General features: G+C 58.6%; 13 protein-coding genes. 6 read left to right on the top strand and 7 right to left on the bottom strand.

Annotated elements, in window-relative coordinates:
• Positions 1-92 precede the first annotated feature (92 nt).
• The 3 genes from FXO11_RS13855 to FXO11_RS13845 form a co-directional block, all read right to left on the bottom strand.
• Positions 93-620, bottom strand: a complete 528-nt coding sequence (locus FXO11_RS13855; RefSeq protein WP_148863526.1) for an ankyrin repeat domain-containing protein — start codon at positions 618-620, stop codon at positions 93-95.
• Positions 621-839: 219 nt separating this feature from the next.
• Positions 840-2948, bottom strand: coding sequence for a 3-hydroxyacyl-CoA dehydrogenase NAD-binding domain-containing protein (locus tag FXO11_RS13850; protein ID WP_148863525.1), 2109 nt, complete (start codon positions 2946-2948; stop codon positions 840-842).
• A 23-nt stretch (positions 2949-2971) separates the two neighbouring features.
• On the bottom strand, positions 2972-4312 hold the full coding sequence (locus FXO11_RS13845; RefSeq protein ID WP_148863524.1) for an acetyl-CoA C-acetyltransferase: 1341 nt from the start codon (positions 4310-4312) through the stop codon (positions 2972-2974).
• Between the two features lie 537 nt (positions 4313-4849).
• Here FXO11_RS13845 and ligD point away from each other — a divergent pair.
• From ligD to FXO11_RS13815, 6 genes are all read left to right on the top strand, one after another.
• The gene (ligD, locus tag FXO11_RS13840) at positions 4850-7453 is read left to right on the top strand and encodes a DNA ligase D (protein ID WP_148863523.1); all 2604 of its coding nucleotides are present in this window, start codon (positions 4850-4852) and stop codon (positions 7451-7453) included.
• The gene (locus FXO11_RS13835; RefSeq protein ID WP_148863522.1) at positions 7450-7680 is read left to right on the top strand and encodes a hypothetical protein; all 231 of its coding nucleotides are present in this window, start codon (positions 7450-7452) and stop codon (positions 7678-7680) included. The genes ligD and FXO11_RS13835 overlap by 4 nt, the downstream gene beginning before the upstream one ends.
• Positions 7680-8450, top strand: a complete 771-nt coding sequence (gene ku / locus FXO11_RS13830; RefSeq protein ID WP_148863521.1) for a non-homologous end joining protein Ku — start codon at positions 7680-7682, stop codon at positions 8448-8450. The genes FXO11_RS13835 and ku (FXO11_RS13830) overlap by 1 nt, the downstream gene beginning before the upstream one ends.
• A complete protein-coding gene (gene ku, locus FXO11_RS13825) occupies positions 8447-9544 on the top strand; it encodes a non-homologous end joining protein Ku (RefSeq protein WP_148863520.1) in 1098 nt (365 codons plus the stop codon). Before ku (FXO11_RS13830) ends, ku (FXO11_RS13825) begins: the two co-directional genes overlap by 4 nt.
• A gap of 444 nt (positions 9545-9988) precedes the next feature.
• Positions 9989-12079, top strand: coding sequence for a catalase (locus FXO11_RS13820; protein ID WP_148863519.1), 2091 nt, complete (start codon positions 9989-9991; stop codon positions 12077-12079).
• Between the two features lie 218 nt (positions 12080-12297).
• Positions 12298-12627, top strand: coding sequence for a four-helix bundle copper-binding protein (locus FXO11_RS13815; RefSeq protein ID WP_148863518.1), 330 nt, complete (start codon positions 12298-12300; stop codon positions 12625-12627).
• A 230-nt stretch (positions 12628-12857) separates the two neighbouring features.
• Here the strand turns inward: FXO11_RS13815 and FXO11_RS13810 are convergent, their stop codons facing one another.
• From FXO11_RS13810 to FXO11_RS13795, 4 genes are all read right to left on the bottom strand, one after another.
• A complete protein-coding gene (locus FXO11_RS13810; protein ID WP_148863517.1) occupies positions 12858-14195 on the bottom strand; it encodes an ABC1 kinase family protein in 1338 nt (445 codons plus the stop codon).
• 170 nt (positions 14196-14365) lie between these two features.
• Complete coding sequence (locus FXO11_RS13805; protein ID WP_148863516.1) at positions 14366-15031, bottom strand: fumarylacetoacetate hydrolase family protein; 666 nt, start codon at positions 15029-15031, stop codon at positions 14366-14368.
• 61 nt (positions 15032-15092) lie between these two features.
• Positions 15093-15635, bottom strand: a complete 543-nt coding sequence (locus FXO11_RS13800) for an adenine phosphoribosyltransferase (RefSeq protein WP_148863515.1) — start codon at positions 15633-15635, stop codon at positions 15093-15095.
• Positions 15636-15684: 49 nt separating this feature from the next.
• Positions 15685-16980 (bottom strand): NCS2 family permease, encoded by a 1296-nt coding sequence (locus FXO11_RS13795; RefSeq protein ID WP_148863514.1) that lies wholly within the window; start codon positions 16978-16980, stop codon positions 15685-15687.
• Between the last annotated feature and the right edge of the window lie 289 nt (positions 16981-17269).

Here is a 17269-nt window from a genome sequence, read left to right as displayed (position 1 = left end):
GGGCCTGCAAAGAACAAGGCGACTCAGTATGGGTATTTGAAAAGCACCCGCGTAAGAGGCCGGCGGGACGTGGACCGCATCGGCTTAGGCCGTTACCGGGACTCAAGCAGCGCCATCGCGTCCTCGGCGCCCATGGCCTTGGCCAGCGTTAGCGCGGAATTGCCATCGGCATCCACCGCTTCCGGGTCGGCCCCAGCCTCCAAGAGGCGCTCGATCATATCGGTTTTATTGAACATCGCTGCGTACATCAGCGGTGTTTTCGCCCCTTCGGGCCGGCTATCTGCGTCGGCACCGTTTTCCAGCAGCAGGTTGACGATCGCCATTTCGCCTTTATAGACGACACCGGCCAACGGTGTTTGCTGGCGGTCGTTGGGTAGGTTGGGATCGGCGCCTTTCTCCAAAAGCAGGCGTGAGGTTTCCAGATGCCCGTTGTAGCTGGCCAGCATCAACAGGCTGTCACCGCTACTGGTGCGAATGTCCGCCGGTACACCGGCATCGAGCAAAGGTCCCAGTATATCGGTGCCACCGTTACGGGCCAGATCAAAAATACCCTGGGCAAAGGCAATGGCATCTTCGTCCAGTTGATTGCCCGGCTGCTGGGGCTGGTTGTTGTCGCTCATCAGGTACTCCTTAAACTGACGTGTCGGGAGCCTCTGGAGACGGTTTGGCCCCATTTCGATTGCAAAACCGGGCCACCAAAGCGATTCAGGACTTTTCCAGAGGTTCCATGCTCTCGCTGAATGCCCTTAGCCTACATGAGTTTATCTGAATTGGCCGCCTATCGGGACAATAGAAAAGAGCCCCGTTTGGGGCTCTTCGTCATGGGGCGAGTGCCAGCTTTAACCCTGCCATCCCGGATCGGGCTGGAAACGCCGGCCGTAACGATCGGTCAGTGTGGCCAGGGTCTCCCGGATAGCGTCGAAGCCGCGGTCGTGGGCATACTTCATCGGTCCACCGCGGAACGGTGCGAAGCCGGTACCGAAGATCATTGCCCCATCGGCGGTCTCTTCGTCGGCCACCACACCTTCTCGAATGCAGGCCATGCAGGCATTGAGCATGGGTAGCAGCATCCGGTCCAAGGTATCGTCCGGCGGCGAGGAAACCCCATCCTTCTTGTCGGCCTTGCCGTCTTTCCACGTGTACAGTCCTTCACCGGACTTCTTGCCCAGTTTGCCTTCTTCCACCTTTTGCTTGAGCCATGCGGGGGAGTCGGGCATATCCGTATCCAGACGTTCGCGCAGCATGTCCGAGACACTCAGGCAAATATCCAAACCGACTTGATCGGCCAGTTCGATCGGCCCCATCGGCATGCCGAAATCCTCAGCCACTTTGTCGATGGCTTCCGCCTGGATGCCCTCATCCAACATCACCATGGCTTCGACCAGGTAAGGCGTCAACGCCCGGTTCACCAGAAAGCCTGGCGCGGTAGCGACAGGCGCCGGTAGGCGGTCGATCTGCCCCACGAAGGCGCGAGCCCGGTCGTAAGTCTTCTCGTCAATGGCATCGTGTTTAACCACTTCAACCAGGGGCATGCTGGCGACCGGGTTGAAGAAGTGAAGCCCCACCAAGCGCTCTGGATTCTTCAGGCCTTCCTGGAGGCTTTCCAGGGGAATGCTCGAGGTATTGGTGGCCAGGATAGCGCCTTTCTTGAGCTTGGGTTCGGCTTCGGCGTAGACCTTATGCTTGATCTCGGCTTCTTCCGGAACCGCCTCGATGACCAGATCCGCATGGCTGACACCCCGGTTCTCGAAATCCGGGATCAGGTTGTCGAGGATAGTGCGTGTTTCGCCCTTCGAGCGGTGTTTTTTCTCGCATAGGTCGCCGAGCTTTTTAACGGCCTTGGCGATTTTGTCCGGCTCCATGTCGAACAGGCTGACGCGTAGCCCCTGGAAAGCGCACCAGCCGGCGATGTCGCCGCCCATTTCACCAGCGCCCACCACGTGGACGTGACGTACAGGCTCGGCATCGGCCCGGGTCATGCCTTTCATCTTCTCCCGCAGGAAGAACACGCGAACCAGATTACGCGAGGCTTCAGTGGTCAGCAGATGGGCAAAGGACTTAACCTCGGCTTCGCGCATGGCCTTTTCTTGTCCACCATGCTCCTCCCAAAGCTCGATCAGCGCCTGCGGTGCCGGGTAATGCTTGGGCGGCGCCTTGCTAAAGGTTTTCGACCGCATTTGACGGACTTCCAGCTGGCGCGCCGGGCGCGTGGTCAGCAACCGCTCACGGAAACCGTTACCGTTTTGCTTGAGTTCGCCTTCGGCCGCCATGCGTACAGCGGCTTCCACGTGGCGCTCCTGGATGACGTCATCCACCAGGCCGAGCTTCTTGGCCTTGCTGTCGTGGGCGTTCTTGCCCGTCAGCATCATGGTCATGGCTTCTATCGGATCTATCAGGCGCGTCAGCCGGTCCGTACCACCCAACCCCGGATGCAATCCCAGTTGCACTTCGGGAAAGCCCAGTTTGGCGCCGGCGATAGCCAGCCGGTGGTCGCAGCACAGGGCGAGTTCCAAACCACCGCCGAGACAAGCGCCATGGACAATGGCGACCTTGGTAAACGGCAAGGCCTCGAAGCGATCCACCACCTCGTGGGCGCGTGTCAGCTTCTCGACGACGTCTTCTTCGGAGGTCAGCTCTTTGAATTCGGAAATGTCCGCGCCCATGCAAAAGCCGGAGGCCTTGATAGAACGCAGCGCCAGGGCTCGGGGTTTATCGCTTTCCAGTTGGCTGACCACCGCGTCCAGCTCTTCGAGCACGTCAGCGGAAAGTACGTTGGCGCTGGCGTCCTGCTTATCGAAGAGCAGCCAGGCGATATCGTTTGCATCGCGGCTCAGGTGCCAGTGCTTCCAGTCGCCGTCTTTGATCGGTTGGTAAGGGCGCTCGCCGGTATCGAACGGACCCAGCGCCATTTCACGGGTACTCAATGTCTTGAGAATGTGACCTGTCATGGTGTTGTTCCTCCTTGAGCGTCCTAGACCGTCTCGATCAGCATGGCGCCGGATTGGCCGCCGCCGATACACTCGGTAGCGATGCCGCGCTTAAGCTGCTTGCGGCGCAGCGCATTTACCAAATGCAGCACGATCCGGTTGCCGCTGGTGCCGACGGGATGGCCAATAGCCACAGCGCCGCCGTCGACATTCAATCGCTCCGGATCGAGCCGTCCCATGGGCTCATCCAGGCCCAGGGCGACCCGGCAAAACTCCGGGTCGTCCCAGGCGGCGGTGCAGGCCAATACCTGGGCGGCGAAGGCTTCGTTGATTTCCCACAGGTCGATGTCGTTGAGGCCGGCTTTCTGGCGTTTGAGGATCTCGGTCGAACTCAGGGTGGGGCCAAGCCCCATGATCTTCGGGTCCAGGGCGGACCACTCGCTGTCCTTGATCACGGCGATGGGTTCCAGGCCGTGCTTTTTCACCGCCTCTTCCGATGACAGGATGAGCCAGGAGGCACCGTCGGTGACCTGGGAACTGTTGCCCGGCGTCACCTGCCCATACGGCGGTTCGAAGGCGGCCTTGAGTTTGGCCAGCGCTTCCACGGACGTATCCGCACGGACGCCATCGTCATGCTTGTAAAGTGTGCCGTCCGGGGCGATGGCCGGAACCACCTCGCCGTCGAGCCAGCCTTCTTCCTGCGCTTTGGCCAGTCGCTGATGACTGGTTACGGCGTACTCGTCCGCCATTCTCCGCGTGATGTTGAATTGCTGCGCGATCACTTCGGCCGTCTGGCCCATGCTCAGCCCTACGATGGGATCGGTCAGCCCCTTGACCAAACTGATCTCGGGTTTGAATTGCGAGGGGCTGAACTGCGCAAGCTGACGCGCATAGTCCTGAGCCGAGGAGGCTGAGTTGAGACCAGCCAGCCAACGGGCCGCGTCTTCGGTCAGCATCATCGGCGCTTTACTCAGCGCTTCGGTGCCGCCGGCGAGAATCAGATCGCTGTCGCCGTCGCGGATGTATTTATAGGCGGTATCGATGGATTGCATGCCGGAGCCGCAGTTGATCTGCACCGTGAAAGCCGTCATGGCCTCGCCCATGCCCAAACGCAGCGCGGCAATCCGAGCGGGGTTCATCTCCTCGGGCAACACGTTTACGCAACCCAGAATGACCTGATCGAAGGCGTCCGGCGCCATCGGTTGCCGCAGTAGTAGCGGGCGACCGCACTGGACCGCAAGGTCGACTGGGGTAAAGGGGCCAGGTTGGCCACGCGCTTTAATAAAGGGGGTTCTGGAACCGTCGACGATATACACCGGCCGGTGCGTATCTTTGCGGTTATCTGCGGTTGGACTGTTTGATGATGTTGAAGAGCTCCGTGCCATTCGGGATCCTCCATTGTCTGATCGAGATGTCCTGCAAGCGTTGCGTTTGCGAACCTGATCAGGAAAGAACTGCCGTGTTGAGCTTTCCCTGTTTTAAACCGTTGACTCTTGGTACGCCTCCTAACTCTTGGTATTCCTCCTATCCTAACTTCTTCGGTACGCCTCCTGGCCCGCCGCGGTCGTTTTCTAACGGAGCGCGACTGATTTCGTGAAGCGTTACCTGATTGACCTTGGTATTGCTGGACGGCTTAAAAGCGATGCCAGTAGGTTCGAACCCAATCCCAGGCTGCTGGATCGATGGGCGAGACTGATTTTCAGCGTAACGCCGATGGCGTGCTCAAACCAATTAACTGCGCTGGCCAGAGGGTCGTTTTTGGTGACGGTTAATTAATGTGCTAGTCGATTAATGTATTAGCTAAATAGGGGCGCAGGCTCAAAATGATTGATGTATGTCATTGTCACCTTGGCTGAAGGTGTATCAGGCTGGCTCTATTAGGGTTGTTGTCGTATGGATAGACTAACGATTGAGGCGCCAGGATGCCCGACTCCCTCAAAGCCTACCGAGATAAGCGTAACTTCGAGCGGTCGCCGGAGCCGCAGGGCCAGCCTGCGCAAAGCCGGAAAGGGAATGCTCGCTACGTCATGCATAAGCATGCTGCCAGCCACGAGCACTTTGACTTGCGGTTGGAGCAAGCCGGTGTTTTACGCAGCTGGGCCCTGCCGAAGGGGCCGAGTCTAGCCAGGGGCGAGAAGCGCCTGGCGGTTGAGGTTGAAGACCATCCACTGGCGTACGGCGACTTTGAAGGTGTGATCCCGCGCCAGGAGTATGGGGGCGGCACTGTCATGCTTTGGGATACAGGCACCTGGCGTCCGCTCGGCAAGCCCAGCGCTGACCGGATTGACCTGGAGCTGCACGGTTCCAAACTGACCGGCCGCTGGTCGCTGGTACGCACGTCGTCGGCTGGGTCGTCGGCTGGAAAGTCGCGTGAGGGCCGCCAGGATCGCCGGCAATGGCTGCTCATCAAACGCACTGATCCTGCGAGGCAACCGCTGGACCCGGACGATCTGAGCATTGTGTCTGGCCGCTCCATGGACGAGATTGCAGCCGATAAAAACCGAGTCTGGACTGCACAGCTTCAAGAACCCGCCGTCGATCCTGCTGCGTTGCCGGATACCCGGAAGCAGGCCCTGATTGATCGTCCAGCCCCGCAGTTGGCGGTCCTCAAACCTCGGCCCCCGAAGGGCGATCAGTGGCTGCATGAACTCAAGTTCGATGGTTATCGTCTTATGGCGCGTCTGGATCTCGGCGACGTCGCCTTGTTAACCCGCAATGGCAAGGACTGGACCCATCGCTTTCCCGAATTGGTCGACGCGCTTGGCCGGCTACCCGTCGACGAAGCGATCATTGATGGCGAAATCGTGATCTTCGATCAGGACGGCACAACCAGTTTCCGTAAACTTCAGGACCGGGTCGGCGGCGTTGGAGGCACCGTGCATGACGCTGGCCTGGTACTGCAGGTGTTCGATTTGCTCCACCTGGATGGCTATAACCTGATGCGCACGCCGTTGACGGAGCGCAAGGCCGCGCTGAAAGCGGTGCTGGAAGCGCGCCCCGATTTAGCGGGCGGCGCCGTGCGCTACTCTGACCATATTCTGGGGCACGGCGCCGGATTCCTGCGCGAAGTCTGTGACATGCGCCTTGAAGGCATTATTTCCAAACAGGTCGATGCCCGCTACCGCCCGGGTCGCCAGGAAAGCTGGGTAAAGTCTAAATGCACGCTGCAGGATGAGTTCGTCGTGGGCGGCTATACCCCACCTTCCGGAGCGCGAACCGGTTTCGGTTCACTGTTGCTGGGCGCCTTCGGATCGTCCGGATTTGAATACCAGGGCCGGGTGGGCGCAGGTTTCTCCTCACACCAGATCGGAATGCTCCGCGAACGGCTGCAAAGCCTGAGTATCGAACGCCGCCCTTTTGCGCAACAGGTACCGGATAGCAAGGGCGCTCAATGGGTTCAGCCTGAGCTCGTCGTTGATGTGGAGTATGCCCAGCGCTCCGCTCGCGGAGTGTTGCGCCAGCCGGTCTTTCGTGGGCTGCGCGACGACAAGACTGCAGACGAAATAACAACTCAAGACACCGCGCCTTCGGTTGATAGCGCAGACACCGAGCAAGCTAAATCAGCCGAAGGCTCCACACGCCGGACGACGGCTGAAGGGCCAACCCGGAACTCTCCCGGCCCTCGGGGCGTGCGCATTGCCGGTGTTGCCGTGAGTCACGCGGATCGCGTCGTCTTTCCCGAGGTTGGTCTGACCAAACGGGCGATTGCGCAGTATTTGGACGCCGTTGCGGAGTGGATGCTGCCCCATGTAGGGCGTCGTCCGCTTGCCATGGTTCGTTGTCCCGATGGCTGGACTGGCGACTGCTTTTTCCAGAAGCGGCCCGGCCGTGCACTGGCCGGCCAGCTGCCGCAAGTCACCATCGCCGGGAATTCCGGTGATGACTCCGATTTCGTTTACGTCGAGACGGCCCGCGATCTCGTCTACCTGGCGCAAACCGGGGTGCTCGAACTGCACCCATGGGGCAGTCGCATAGAGGACGTGGAAACCCCCGATACGGTGACCTTCGACTTCGATCCTGACCCCTCGGTGCCTTGGTCCGTATTGGCCGAGACTGTGCACCACCTCGGCCAAAGGCTGGCTAGGGCAGGGCTGACGGGTTTCCCGCGAACCACCGGCGGCAAGGGGTTGCATGTGGTGGTTCCCATCGAACCCGAGGCGGATTGGGAGGTTATCAAACAGTTCGCCCGCGTGGTGGCCAACATCCATGCCCAGGAACAGCCCCAGTTGTTGACCACCCACATGGCCAAGGCCCGCCGCAAGGGGCGTATTTTTATCGACTACCTACGTAATGGCCGCGGCGCCACCAGCGTAGCGTCGTACTCGATCCGCGCCCGGGAGGGCGCGCCGGTAGCGACGCCTCTGCGATGGGACGAAGTGACCCGCGTAGAGCGCGGGGATCGCTATACCGTCAAAAACCTGTTCCGTAGGCTGCGTTCACTGAAAGACGATCCCTGGGAGGGTTTTGAGCAGGCCCGGCGTCCGTTGACGGTAAATACACTGGAAAAACTGGAGTCGAACAGATGACATCCGAATCAGGAGAACGCCCCCAAGATGAGCGTTGGTGGCTTTCGCCCGGTGGCGAGTACTGCCCTTTTTGCGAAGGCAGTTGGCATGCCGAGGCCTTGGCCTACTGCATAGCCTGCGATCGGCCGGTGTGCCATACCTGCGTGATTGACGAGGTGCAGTCGTCCGACCTGCTTTGTCCCGAGTGTGCCGCCGAGTCCCGTAGCTCGCGCACCGAGGAGGGCTGATGGCCGCACGTGCAATCTGGAAAGGGACTGTGCGGTTCAAGGATATTGCGGTTCCGGTCAAGCTCTACTCTGCCGTATCCGACCGCAATATCCATTTTCGGCTGCTGCACGGTAAGGATCATCAGCCTGTGCGTCAGGCCATGGTTAACGCGGAATCAGGCGATGTCGTCGAGCGCGATAGCATGCTGCGGGCCTATCGAACCGATGAGGGTGATGAAGTGCTACTTAATCCCGACGAGCTGGATGAGTTGCAACCGGAGGCCTCGAGGGACATTGAAATAGTGCGCTTCTACCCACCCAAGGTCATCGATCATCGCTGGTACGACCGCCCTTACTATCTGGGGCCGGATGGCGACGACGAGGCATACGCGGCACTGGGCGAAGCCTTATCGAAGGCCGATCGAGAAGGGCTGGCCCGCTGGGTCATGCGCAAAAAGGAATATGTAGGCGCCCTGCAACTCTACGAGGGCTACCCCATGCTGATGACTTTACGCTATGCCGACCGGGTGATTTCTGCCGATCAGCTCAAGGCGCCGGAGGGGAAGACGCTTGATGGCCGGGAACTTGATATGGCGAAGGAACTGATCGGAATGCTGGATGCGTCTTTCGAGCCCGATGATTATCACGATGAGTACCGTGAGCGGGTATTGGAAATGATCGAACGGAAACGCAAGGGCGGGAAAGTTAAAAAGCCCCCGGCGCGCAAGAAGGAACCTTCCGAGGACCTGTCCAGCGCCTTGGAAGCCAGCCTCAAGAGGATGAAAAAATGACCGGTAGTCGCAGAAAGGGGAAAGCTAACGAGGCTAAAGACGAGAAGACTACAGACAAAAAGGCCGACAACGATACGGGGCCTATCCAACCTAGCCCGTTCTGGTCTGGGGTCATCGCCTTTGGTCTGGTGAGTCTGCCGGTCAGCCTGTTCCCCGCCAACCGCAGCAAGCCCCTGTCCTTACACATGGTCGATCGCGACGGCACGCCCCTACGGCGGCGCTATTTCTGTGAGAAGGAATCGCGTGTCGTCGAAAACGAGGACCTGGTCCGGGGTTATCCCATCGACAAGGATAAATACGTCATTGTCGAAGACAGCGATCTTGAGGCTGTAGCACCGGAAAAAACTCGCGAGATCGACTTAAGCCGTTTTGTGCCGCTAGACGACATTAACCCGGTTTTCTTCGAGCGAGGTTATTACCTCACGCCCAACTCCGGCGCAACCAAACCTTACCGCCTGCTGGCTCGTAGCATGGCGCAGAAAAAACGGGCTGGCGTGGCCACGTTCGTGATGCGCGGCAAGGAATACATCGTGGCGATCATCTCCGAAAAAGGCTTGCTCCGGGCGGAGACTTTGCGCTTCCAGGACGAAATACGTTCGCCGGCCGATGTCGGGCTACCCGAGTTGGCCCAAGCGGATTCGAAACAGGTCGACAAGATGACGCGCGCGATGAAATCGCTTTCGGGTAAAACCCTTGACCGGGCGTTGCTGGCAGACCGGCAAACCGAACGCGTCTTCAAGCGCATCGACAAGAAACTGCGCTCCGGCGAGGACATCGTGCGCCTGCCCGAAGGAGAGCAGGGCTATCAAGACGAAAGTCAGGTCGTGGATTTGATGCAGGTTCTCAAGGAGCGCCTGCAAGGCAAAAGCGAGGCGCCCCAGTCCAAGCGCGGTAGTCGGGCCAAGGCATCCGACGGGCGTAGTAGCAGCGCAAGCCGCCCGTCCGGGAAGCGTAAATCGGGCGGCACGGATGAAGAAAATCTGTCAGCGCTATCCCGCGACGAGCTTTATGAGCGCGCCCAGGCTCAATCGATTGCCGGTCGTAGTCAAATGTCCAAGCGTGAGTTGGTCGAGGCACTCGGACAATCCGGCTAGAAATAAACCATCTTTAGCTCGAATGCAGTACTGCAGTTCTAATACTGCAGGTCGTCGGCGTCCTGTCTATCGATACCCAGGACGCAAGGGCCTTTTAACTTGTTATTTTAACTTTTTAAGAGGTCCGAGCCGGCCGATAAGGCCGGTTTCCGCACAGGGTATTTGGGGTATTTGTGCGGCGCCTGTCATGCAGGCAAACACGTGCTGTTTTTAGTAACGAGAATCAGCTAGACGACGGATCGGCTGCTGGCATCTCGAAGTCTCCGCTGCTGCATGGTGACATGCAGGCTGTCCCCGGTGTGAACCTTGCCATGATCCTTTTTAGGCGTGCGCCCACTGGGAGAGCGGCCGGCATTGTCGGTTGCCGCTGTCGATATCTGGCGGCAAATCGCACGTTGAAGTCGTCTGGCGTGAACCGAAACCAAGTCCAAAGGAGCGAGACTAATGGCTGAAAGATTCACATACCAAGGCGGCCGCGCGGGCAAGGGCGGCGAATATCATCAGGAAGCCACAGGCGACAAACATACCTTGACGACCCAGCAGGGTTGCCCGGTATCCGACGACCAGAACTCCCTGCGGGCGGGAGCCCGTGGCCCGACCATCATGGAAGATCACGTCATGCGTGAAAAGATCTTCCACTTCGATCACGAGCGCATACCCGAACGCGTGGTCCATGCACGGGGTTATGGCGCCCATGGCTATTTCGAAAACTACGAGTGCCTATCGGACATAACCTCGGCGGACCTATTCCAGCGCCCTGGAGAACAAACGCCGGTGTTTACGAGGTTCTCGACCGTCGCGGGCAACAAGGGGTCGTTCGATTTACCGCGAGATGTACGCGGTTTCGCGACCAAGTTCTACACCAAACAAGGCAATTGGGATTTGGTGGGCAACAACATCCCGGTGTTCTTTATTCAGGATGCCATGAAGTTTCCAGACCTGGTCCACGCCGCGAAGCAGGAGCCGGACCGGGCTTTTCCCCAGGCGCAGACCGCGCATGACAACTTTTGGGATTTCGCGACGTTAACGCCTGAAAGTATGCACATGCTGATGTGGACCATGTCGGATCGGGCTATCCCCCGTTCCTTCCGGTTTATCGAGGGGTTCGGTGTTCATAGTTTCCGCTTTGTTAACGCCCAGGGCGAAGCGAAATTCGTGAAGTTTCATTGGAAACCCAAACAGGGACTGCAGTCCGTGGTTTGGAACGAAGCTCTGAAAATCAATGGTGCCGACCCGGACTTCCATCGCCGGGATCTCTGGGACGCCATCCAGCGCGGTGACTATCCCGAGTGGGAGCTGGGACTGCAGATATTCGACGAGGCGTTTGCGGAGAAATTCGATTTCGATGTGCTTGACGCCACCAAGATCATTCCCGAGGAAGACGTACCGGTACGCAAGGTAGGCAAGCTGGTACTCAATCGTGTGGTCGATAACTTCTTCGCCGAGACGGAACAAGTCGCCTTCTGCACTCAGAATATCGTACCGGGCATCGACCAGTCGGACGATCCGCTACTCCAGGGCCGGAACTTTTCCTATCTGGATACGCAGCTCAAGCGCCTTGGCGGGCCAAACTTCACCCAGATACCGATTAACGCGCCGAAGTGCCCCATGCACCACTTCCAGCAGGATGGGCATATGGCGATGCAGAATCCCACCGGGCGCGCCAACTACGAACCCAATAGTTGGGGCGAGGGCAGCGGGCCCAGGGAGAATCCGGACGGGGGCTTCACCACCTATCCGTCCCATGTCGAAGGGGAGAAGCAGCGGGTGCGTTCCGAGACCTTTGCCGATCATTACAGTCAGGCACGGCAGTTCTACAAGAGCCAGACAGATATCGAGCAGCGGCACATTGCTAATGCCTTCATTTTTGAACTGAGTAAGTGCGAGCGATTGGATATCCGCGAGCGCATGGTTTCGCATCTACTCAACATCGACGAGGGCCTGGCCAATCAAGTGGCGAAAGGGCTCGGCCTCGAAGACATGCCCGAGGCCGCAGAGGCGGCCATGCCGACTCGCCAGGATCTCAAGGAGTCGCCCAAGCTGAGCATCCTGTTGAACGGACCGGACAGCTTCAAGGGACGCAAAGTGGGGCTGCTTCTGACCAACGGCGCAGATTCCGGAATCATCGATGGCATGAAGCAGGCCATCGAAGACGAAGGCGCGATAATGGCCGTGATCGCCCCCACCATAGGTGGCATCAAAGACAGCGTTGGCCGTCATATTCCTGCGGATGAAAAACTGGACGGTGGGCCATCGGTGTTGTTCGACGCTGTGGTGGTTATTCCCTCCGATGATGAGGTGGAGACATTGGCGAAAGATGCTACGGCGCGCGACTTCGTTAACGATGCCTTCGCCCACTGCAAGTTCATCGGCTATGTCTCCCAGGCAAACGCGCTTTTCGCAAGCGCAGGCCTCGATAAGATGCTGGACAAAGGGTGTATTCCCGTGGACGACCCGAGCTCAGCAAAGACGTTCATCAATGCTTGCAGGAAGCTCCGGTACTGGGAGCGCGAACCCGCGGTAGATCAATTCTGATTTGGCTTCGAGCTTTTCTGGGGGGGCGGCGCCGGCCGCACCCCATGCTTATCTTTGTTGGCTTTTCAGACTTAGATGGAAATTTAACCAAATCCTTAACCTGGGATAGTGGAGGGCCTCCAAGATAAGTGCACGATGATAAAAGCTTGCGTATACCGACACGAAAGCTCGCTAGGTACGTCAGAAAATCTTTAGACATCGATAAGGAGGTCAACGATATGTCCACGCTAAAATATGCCGAGTGCATCGCGGAATGTAATCGCTGTGCCGATATCTGCGATTATTGCGCCGCATCTTGCCTGAATGAGGAAAACGTAGCGATGATGGCCCGTTGCATCCGTCTGGATATGGACTGCGCCGCCCAATGCCGCATCACCGCTAGCGCCATGGCCCGGGAAAGTGAAAACGCAATCGCCATGTGCCAACTCTGTGCGCAAATCTGCGAAGCCTGCGCTGAAGAGTGTGAAAAGCACGATCACGATCACTGTAAGGAATGCGCGAGTGCATGCCGTAGATGTGCCGAGGCGTGCTTTCAGATGGCGGCCTGATATGTCCGCTGTGCAAACTCTGGAAGCGGCCTATGCCAACGTTCAGTGACCTTTAACCCACACGTTCCCCACCTCACTACTCTCATCGTGAGGACCTTGCCGGAACCGCGCTGAGGCCGTGTTCCGGCCTTTTTTGTCTGCTACCGGCAGTCGAGCTAAAGTGCTGCTATCCACATTGACTCGCCTCATCCGGATGACCTCGGTGACAAGCATTTGGCGTCTACGTTATATCAGTCACCGCCGGCGCTGGTGTGTTTCAATCGGCTTTCGTCCAAATAGCGTTCCAGTTCCGGTCCAAACGCCGCGTGGACGCCCAGCCGCTTCATCATCCAATAATGCCCGGCGATCATGCGATCGATGAAGATGCTTTCCACCGGCGGTTTAAAGTAATCCAGGTACTTGAACACGGTGCTGGTTTTTGCCGCGACGTCTTTATGGATCTCCGACTCGGCAAAGTTGTACGGCGCGTCGGTATTGAAGGGCTTGATCAGAATGTCGCGCCACATGGCGTAGTAGGCCTGGTCGACCGCAGGCTGGTTCTCCACGCGCGCGCCCAGGTCAATCAGGTGCCGGTCCAGGGCCGCGTAGTCCTCGTCCAGGGCCGCTATCAGGGCTTTGCGGTAGGCTTCGACGATGTCCGGTTTGAGCTTTTTGACGCAGCCGAAGTCGTACATGATCAGTGTGCCGTCGGGACGAAAGGCAAAGTTACCGGCATGGGGATCGCCGTGAATGCAGTGAAAGCGGAATAGCTGATCTGCCATGGTGGTGAAGATGCGAGTGCCAATCCCATTGACCGTATCCTGATCGTAGTGCTCTGGCGCGATCTCGCTGATGTGGTCGCCTTCGACCAGTTCCAGGGTCAGGACACGGCGGCCGGAGTGGCTGTCGATCACGTCGGGAATCAGGACTTTTTCGTCATCTTGATGGAAATTCCGGAACAGCTTGAGGTTGCGGGCTTCGTTCTCGTAGTCCAACTCTTCTTTCAGTCTCTCGCGAATCTCGCCGAAGAGCTGGTCTACGCTTTCCTTGGGCATTTTCAGTAGCCCGCCGAGCTTGAGCGCCGTGCGTAGCTGACGCAGGTCGGAGTCGCAGGATTCGTCCACGCCCGGGTACTGAACCTTAATGATGACGTCTTCGCCGCTATGCAGCCGGCCTCGATGCACCTGGCCGATGGAGGCGGCGGCGTAAGGCTTTTCCTGCAGGTATTCGAAGGCTTCGCCGAGGGGCTTGCCCAGTTCACGCTCGATCTGGTCGACGATGACCTCAAAGGGCATCGGGGGGGCTTCTTTCTGCAATTTTTGCAGGGCGTCGGAAAACTCCTTGGGGAGAAAATCCTGGGTCTGCGACGCGATCTGACCCACTTTCATTACCGCCCCTTTGAGTTCGCCCAGGGTGTCGGCAATCTGGCCAGCCATCCGGGTGTAGCTTTCACTACGGGCGGCTTCGTCTTCTTCACGGCCGAGGAAACGGCGCGCGCGCTGGCCGGCGTATTGTCCGGCGACCGACGCGGTCATGCCGGCGAGTTTAAAAAAACGACCTCTACGGGAAGTTACCGGTTTCTTGGCCATTGATGTTCCTGGGGTTGCAGCCCGTAAGCGTGGTGGACAAACCATCTCTTATAGGGCGATGGGCTGACTTGAGTTTAACGAGTCAGCCTACGATCAAGAAGGGGCGTTACGTTACCCTTTTCTTTCCGGTTCAGAAAACATCGAGTCCGTTCAAACGCAAGTTGACCGGTTCAGGCGATCCGGGTGTCGATCAGCAACTCTTCGCCAAGCTGCAGGGTGAGCTTCTGGCCCTGGTGAAGCGCACCTACGCCCTCAGGTGTGCCGGTGAGCACCACGTCGCCAGGCATCAGCGTGAAGTGTTCGCTGATATGGGCGATCAGCGGGACAATCGGAAACAGCATCTCCTGCGTGGTGCCGCGCTGATGGCGATGGCCGTCGATATCCAGGGCGAAGGTGATGGGTTCTTTGGGATCCAGCGCCTCGGCCGGTACGAACGGTGACAACGGGCAAGCACCGTCGAAAGCCTTGGCGCGCTCCCAGGGTTGCCCCTTGGCTTTGAGCTGACTCTGCACGTCGCGCAGGGTCAGGTCCAGGGCCAGGCCGAAGCCCAGAATGGCCCCCCGGACGTCCTTTTCGGTGGCGTCGGTCAATGGCTTGCCGATCAATACGGCCAGCTCGGTTTCAAAATGGACCTCGCCGCGCCCCTGGGGCAAATGTATCGGCTGCTCCATGACGGTGGCGGCGGTGGCCGGTTTCATGAACAGCAGTGGGGTGTCGGACACCGGGTTGTTCAGCTCTTTGGCGTGAGCCGCATAATTGCGGCCGACGCACACAATTTTCCCCAATGGTAGTTCTATCGGGTTACCGGTATGCCAAAAGTGTTGGTAGGCGTGCATGGTACGCGTCTTCCTTGGGTGCGAAGGTGAACCAAAACAGTGCCACTGCTAGGCGCCGGAATCAATCGCCTTCGAAGGCGCAGACGGTATAGACCTTCAATCCTTCCTCGCGAAGACGCGCCGAGCCACCCAGGTCGGGCAAGTCGATCATGGCTGCGACCTCCAGGATGTCAGCGCCGATGCGGCGGATCAGACGACTGGCGGCCAGCATCGTCCCGCCGGTGGCGATTAGATCGTCTACCAGCACCACTTTATCGCCGGACTTGAAGGCATCTTTGTGTAATTCGACGGAGGCGGTGCCGTATTCCAGCTCGTAGTCTTCCACGAGGGTGTCGAACGGCAGCTTGCCCTTCTTGCGCACGAGCACCAAGCCGGCGTTCAGCTCGTAGGCCAGGGCGGAACCGATAATAAAGCCGCGCGCGTCGACTGCGGCGACGGCGTCGATTTCCTCGCTGTGATAGCGATGGACGAAGGCGTCGATCAGCTTGCGGAAGGCGGTACGATCCTGCAGTACCGTGGTGATGTCGCGGAACTGCACACCCGGCTTGGGCCAGTCGGGCACGGTGCGGATGGCTTTTTTGATGCTCTCGGAGAAGTAGTCCATGGTTCGGGGCCTCAGGCGGGTGGCGCAGGCTCAGCCCGCGCCCTCCAGCTTATTCGCTCAGAAAGATGAATTTGAGGATGAAGATAATCGCAATGATGACCACGCTCGCATTCAACTGGGACCAGCGGCCGCTGAGTGCCTTGAGCGCGGCGTAGGTGATGAAACCCAGGGCAATGCCGTTAGCGATGGAGAAAGTCAGCGGCATCATCAGGGCGGTCACGACAGCCGGCGCAGCGTCGGTAATGTCATCCCAGTCAACCAGCTTGAGGCCGCTGGCCATCAGCACCGCAACATAAAGGAGGGCGGGCGCGGTGGCATAAGCGGGAATGATGCTGGCGATGGGCGACAGCATTAGGCATGCCAGAAACAGCACGGCCACGACAACAGCGGTTAGACCGGTTCGGCCGCCGGCGGAGATACCCGCTGTGGATTCGATATAGCTGGTTGTTGTCGATGTGCCCAGCGCCGCGCCGGACATGGTCGCGACGGAATCCGACATCAACGCCTTACCCAGACGTGGCAGCTTGCCGTCCTTGTCCAATAGACCACCGCGCTGAGCGGCGCCGATAAGGGTGCCGGAAGTATCGAACAGGTCGACGAAAAGGAAGGCAAACACCACGCTGATCATGCCTACGTTAAGTGCGCCGGCGAGATCCAGCTGCATAAAGGTGGGTGCCAGGCTGGGCGGTGCGGAAACAAAGCCTTCGTACTGAACTAGGCCGAGTAGCATTGCCGTCACGGTCACGGCAATGATGCCGATCATTACCGCGCCAGTGACCTGGCGAAAGGACAGGGCGCAGATTAGGGCGAAACCCCCGAAGAAGAGTAGCGATTCGGCGGTCTTCACTTCACCCAGGCTGACCAGTGTTGCTGGGTGATCGACAACGATGCCCGCATTTTTAAAAGCAATCAGTGCCAGAAAGAAGCCAATACCTGCCGAGATACCGAATCGTAGCGACATGGGGATGCTGTTAATAATCCATTCCCGCACCTTGAATATGCTGAGCAGGAAAAAAATCAGACCGGACAGAAATACGGCGCCCAGCGCCACCTGCCAGCTATAGCCCATGTTGCCGACGACCGTGAAGGCGAAGAAGGCGTTGAGCCCCATACCCGGCGCTAGGGCGATGGGGTAATTGGCCAGCAGACCCATAATCAGCGTGCCGATGGCGGCCGCCAGACAGGTCGCCACGAACACCGCGCCGAAGTCCATGCCCGTCGCCGACAGAATGCTGGGGTTGACCACAATGATGTAAGCCATTGTGAGGAATGTGGTGATGCCTGCGATAACCTCGCGCCGAACATCCGTGCCGTGGGCGTGCAGCTTGAAGAATTTTTCGAGCATGGGTCTGCCTTAAGTGTGTGAAGCAACAGGGTTAGAGATTTTTATAGGGAACCTCTGATTAAGTCTATTGGCGATTCTGCAAGCCTTGAGGGCTTTTCTGGCAAGGCGCGGATCGCCGGCAATGGCGTAGTCCTTGCCAAGATTCGCAACGCAGTCCAGAGAGGCCCACAAGGCTTGCCCAAAGGGGCTCTCCCTGAAAGCCGGACTGCTGCGTTGCGACTTCTTGAAAGGCAACCAGCCTTCCTGCGAAGCCGCGCCTTGATTCCGGCTTTCAGGGAGATCCAGAATC

Source organism: Marinobacter fonticola, from assembly GCF_008122265.1.
Lineage (GTDB): Bacteria > Pseudomonadota > Gammaproteobacteria > Pseudomonadales > Oleiphilaceae > Marinobacter_A > Marinobacter_A fonticola.
This window is presented reverse-complemented; position numbering and strand designations above follow the sequence as displayed.

Coding starts and splice junctions, on each gene's coding strand:
- FXO11_RS13855 (WP_148863526.1), bottom strand. CDS start 620: ATGAGCGACAACAACCAGCCCCAGCAGCCGGGCAATCAACTGGACGAA.
- FXO11_RS13850 (WP_148863525.1), bottom strand. CDS start 2,948: ATGACAGGTCACATTCTCAAGACATTGAGTACCCGTGAAATGGCGCTG.
- FXO11_RS13845 (WP_148863524.1), bottom strand. CDS start 4,312: ATGGCACGGAGCTCTTCAACATCATCAAACAGTCCAACCGCAGATAAC.
- ligD (WP_148863523.1), top strand. CDS start 4,850: ATGCCCGACTCCCTCAAAGCCTACCGAGATAAGCGTAACTTCGAGCGG.
- FXO11_RS13835 (WP_148863522.1), top strand. CDS start 7,450: ATGACATCCGAATCAGGAGAACGCCCCCAAGATGAGCGTTGGTGGCTT.
- ku (WP_148863521.1), top strand. CDS start 7,680: ATGGCCGCACGTGCAATCTGGAAAGGGACTGTGCGGTTCAAGGATATT.
- ku (WP_148863520.1), top strand. CDS start 8,447: ATGACCGGTAGTCGCAGAAAGGGGAAAGCTAACGAGGCTAAAGACGAG.
- FXO11_RS13820 (WP_148863519.1), top strand. CDS start 9,989: ATGGCTGAAAGATTCACATACCAAGGCGGCCGCGCGGGCAAGGGCGGC.
- FXO11_RS13815 (WP_148863518.1), top strand. CDS start 12,298: ATGTCCACGCTAAAATATGCCGAGTGCATCGCGGAATGTAATCGCTGT.
- FXO11_RS13810 (WP_148863517.1), bottom strand. CDS start 14,195: ATGGCCAAGAAACCGGTAACTTCCCGTAGAGGTCGTTTTTTTAAACTC.
- FXO11_RS13805 (WP_148863516.1), bottom strand. CDS start 15,031: ATGCACGCCTACCAACACTTTTGGCATACCGGTAACCCGATAGAACTA.
- FXO11_RS13800 (WP_148863515.1), bottom strand. CDS start 15,635: ATGGACTACTTCTCCGAGAGCATCAAAAAAGCCATCCGCACCGTGCCC.
- FXO11_RS13795 (WP_148863514.1), bottom strand. CDS start 16,980: ATGCTCGAAAAATTCTTCAAGCTGCACGCCCACGGCACGGATGTTCGG.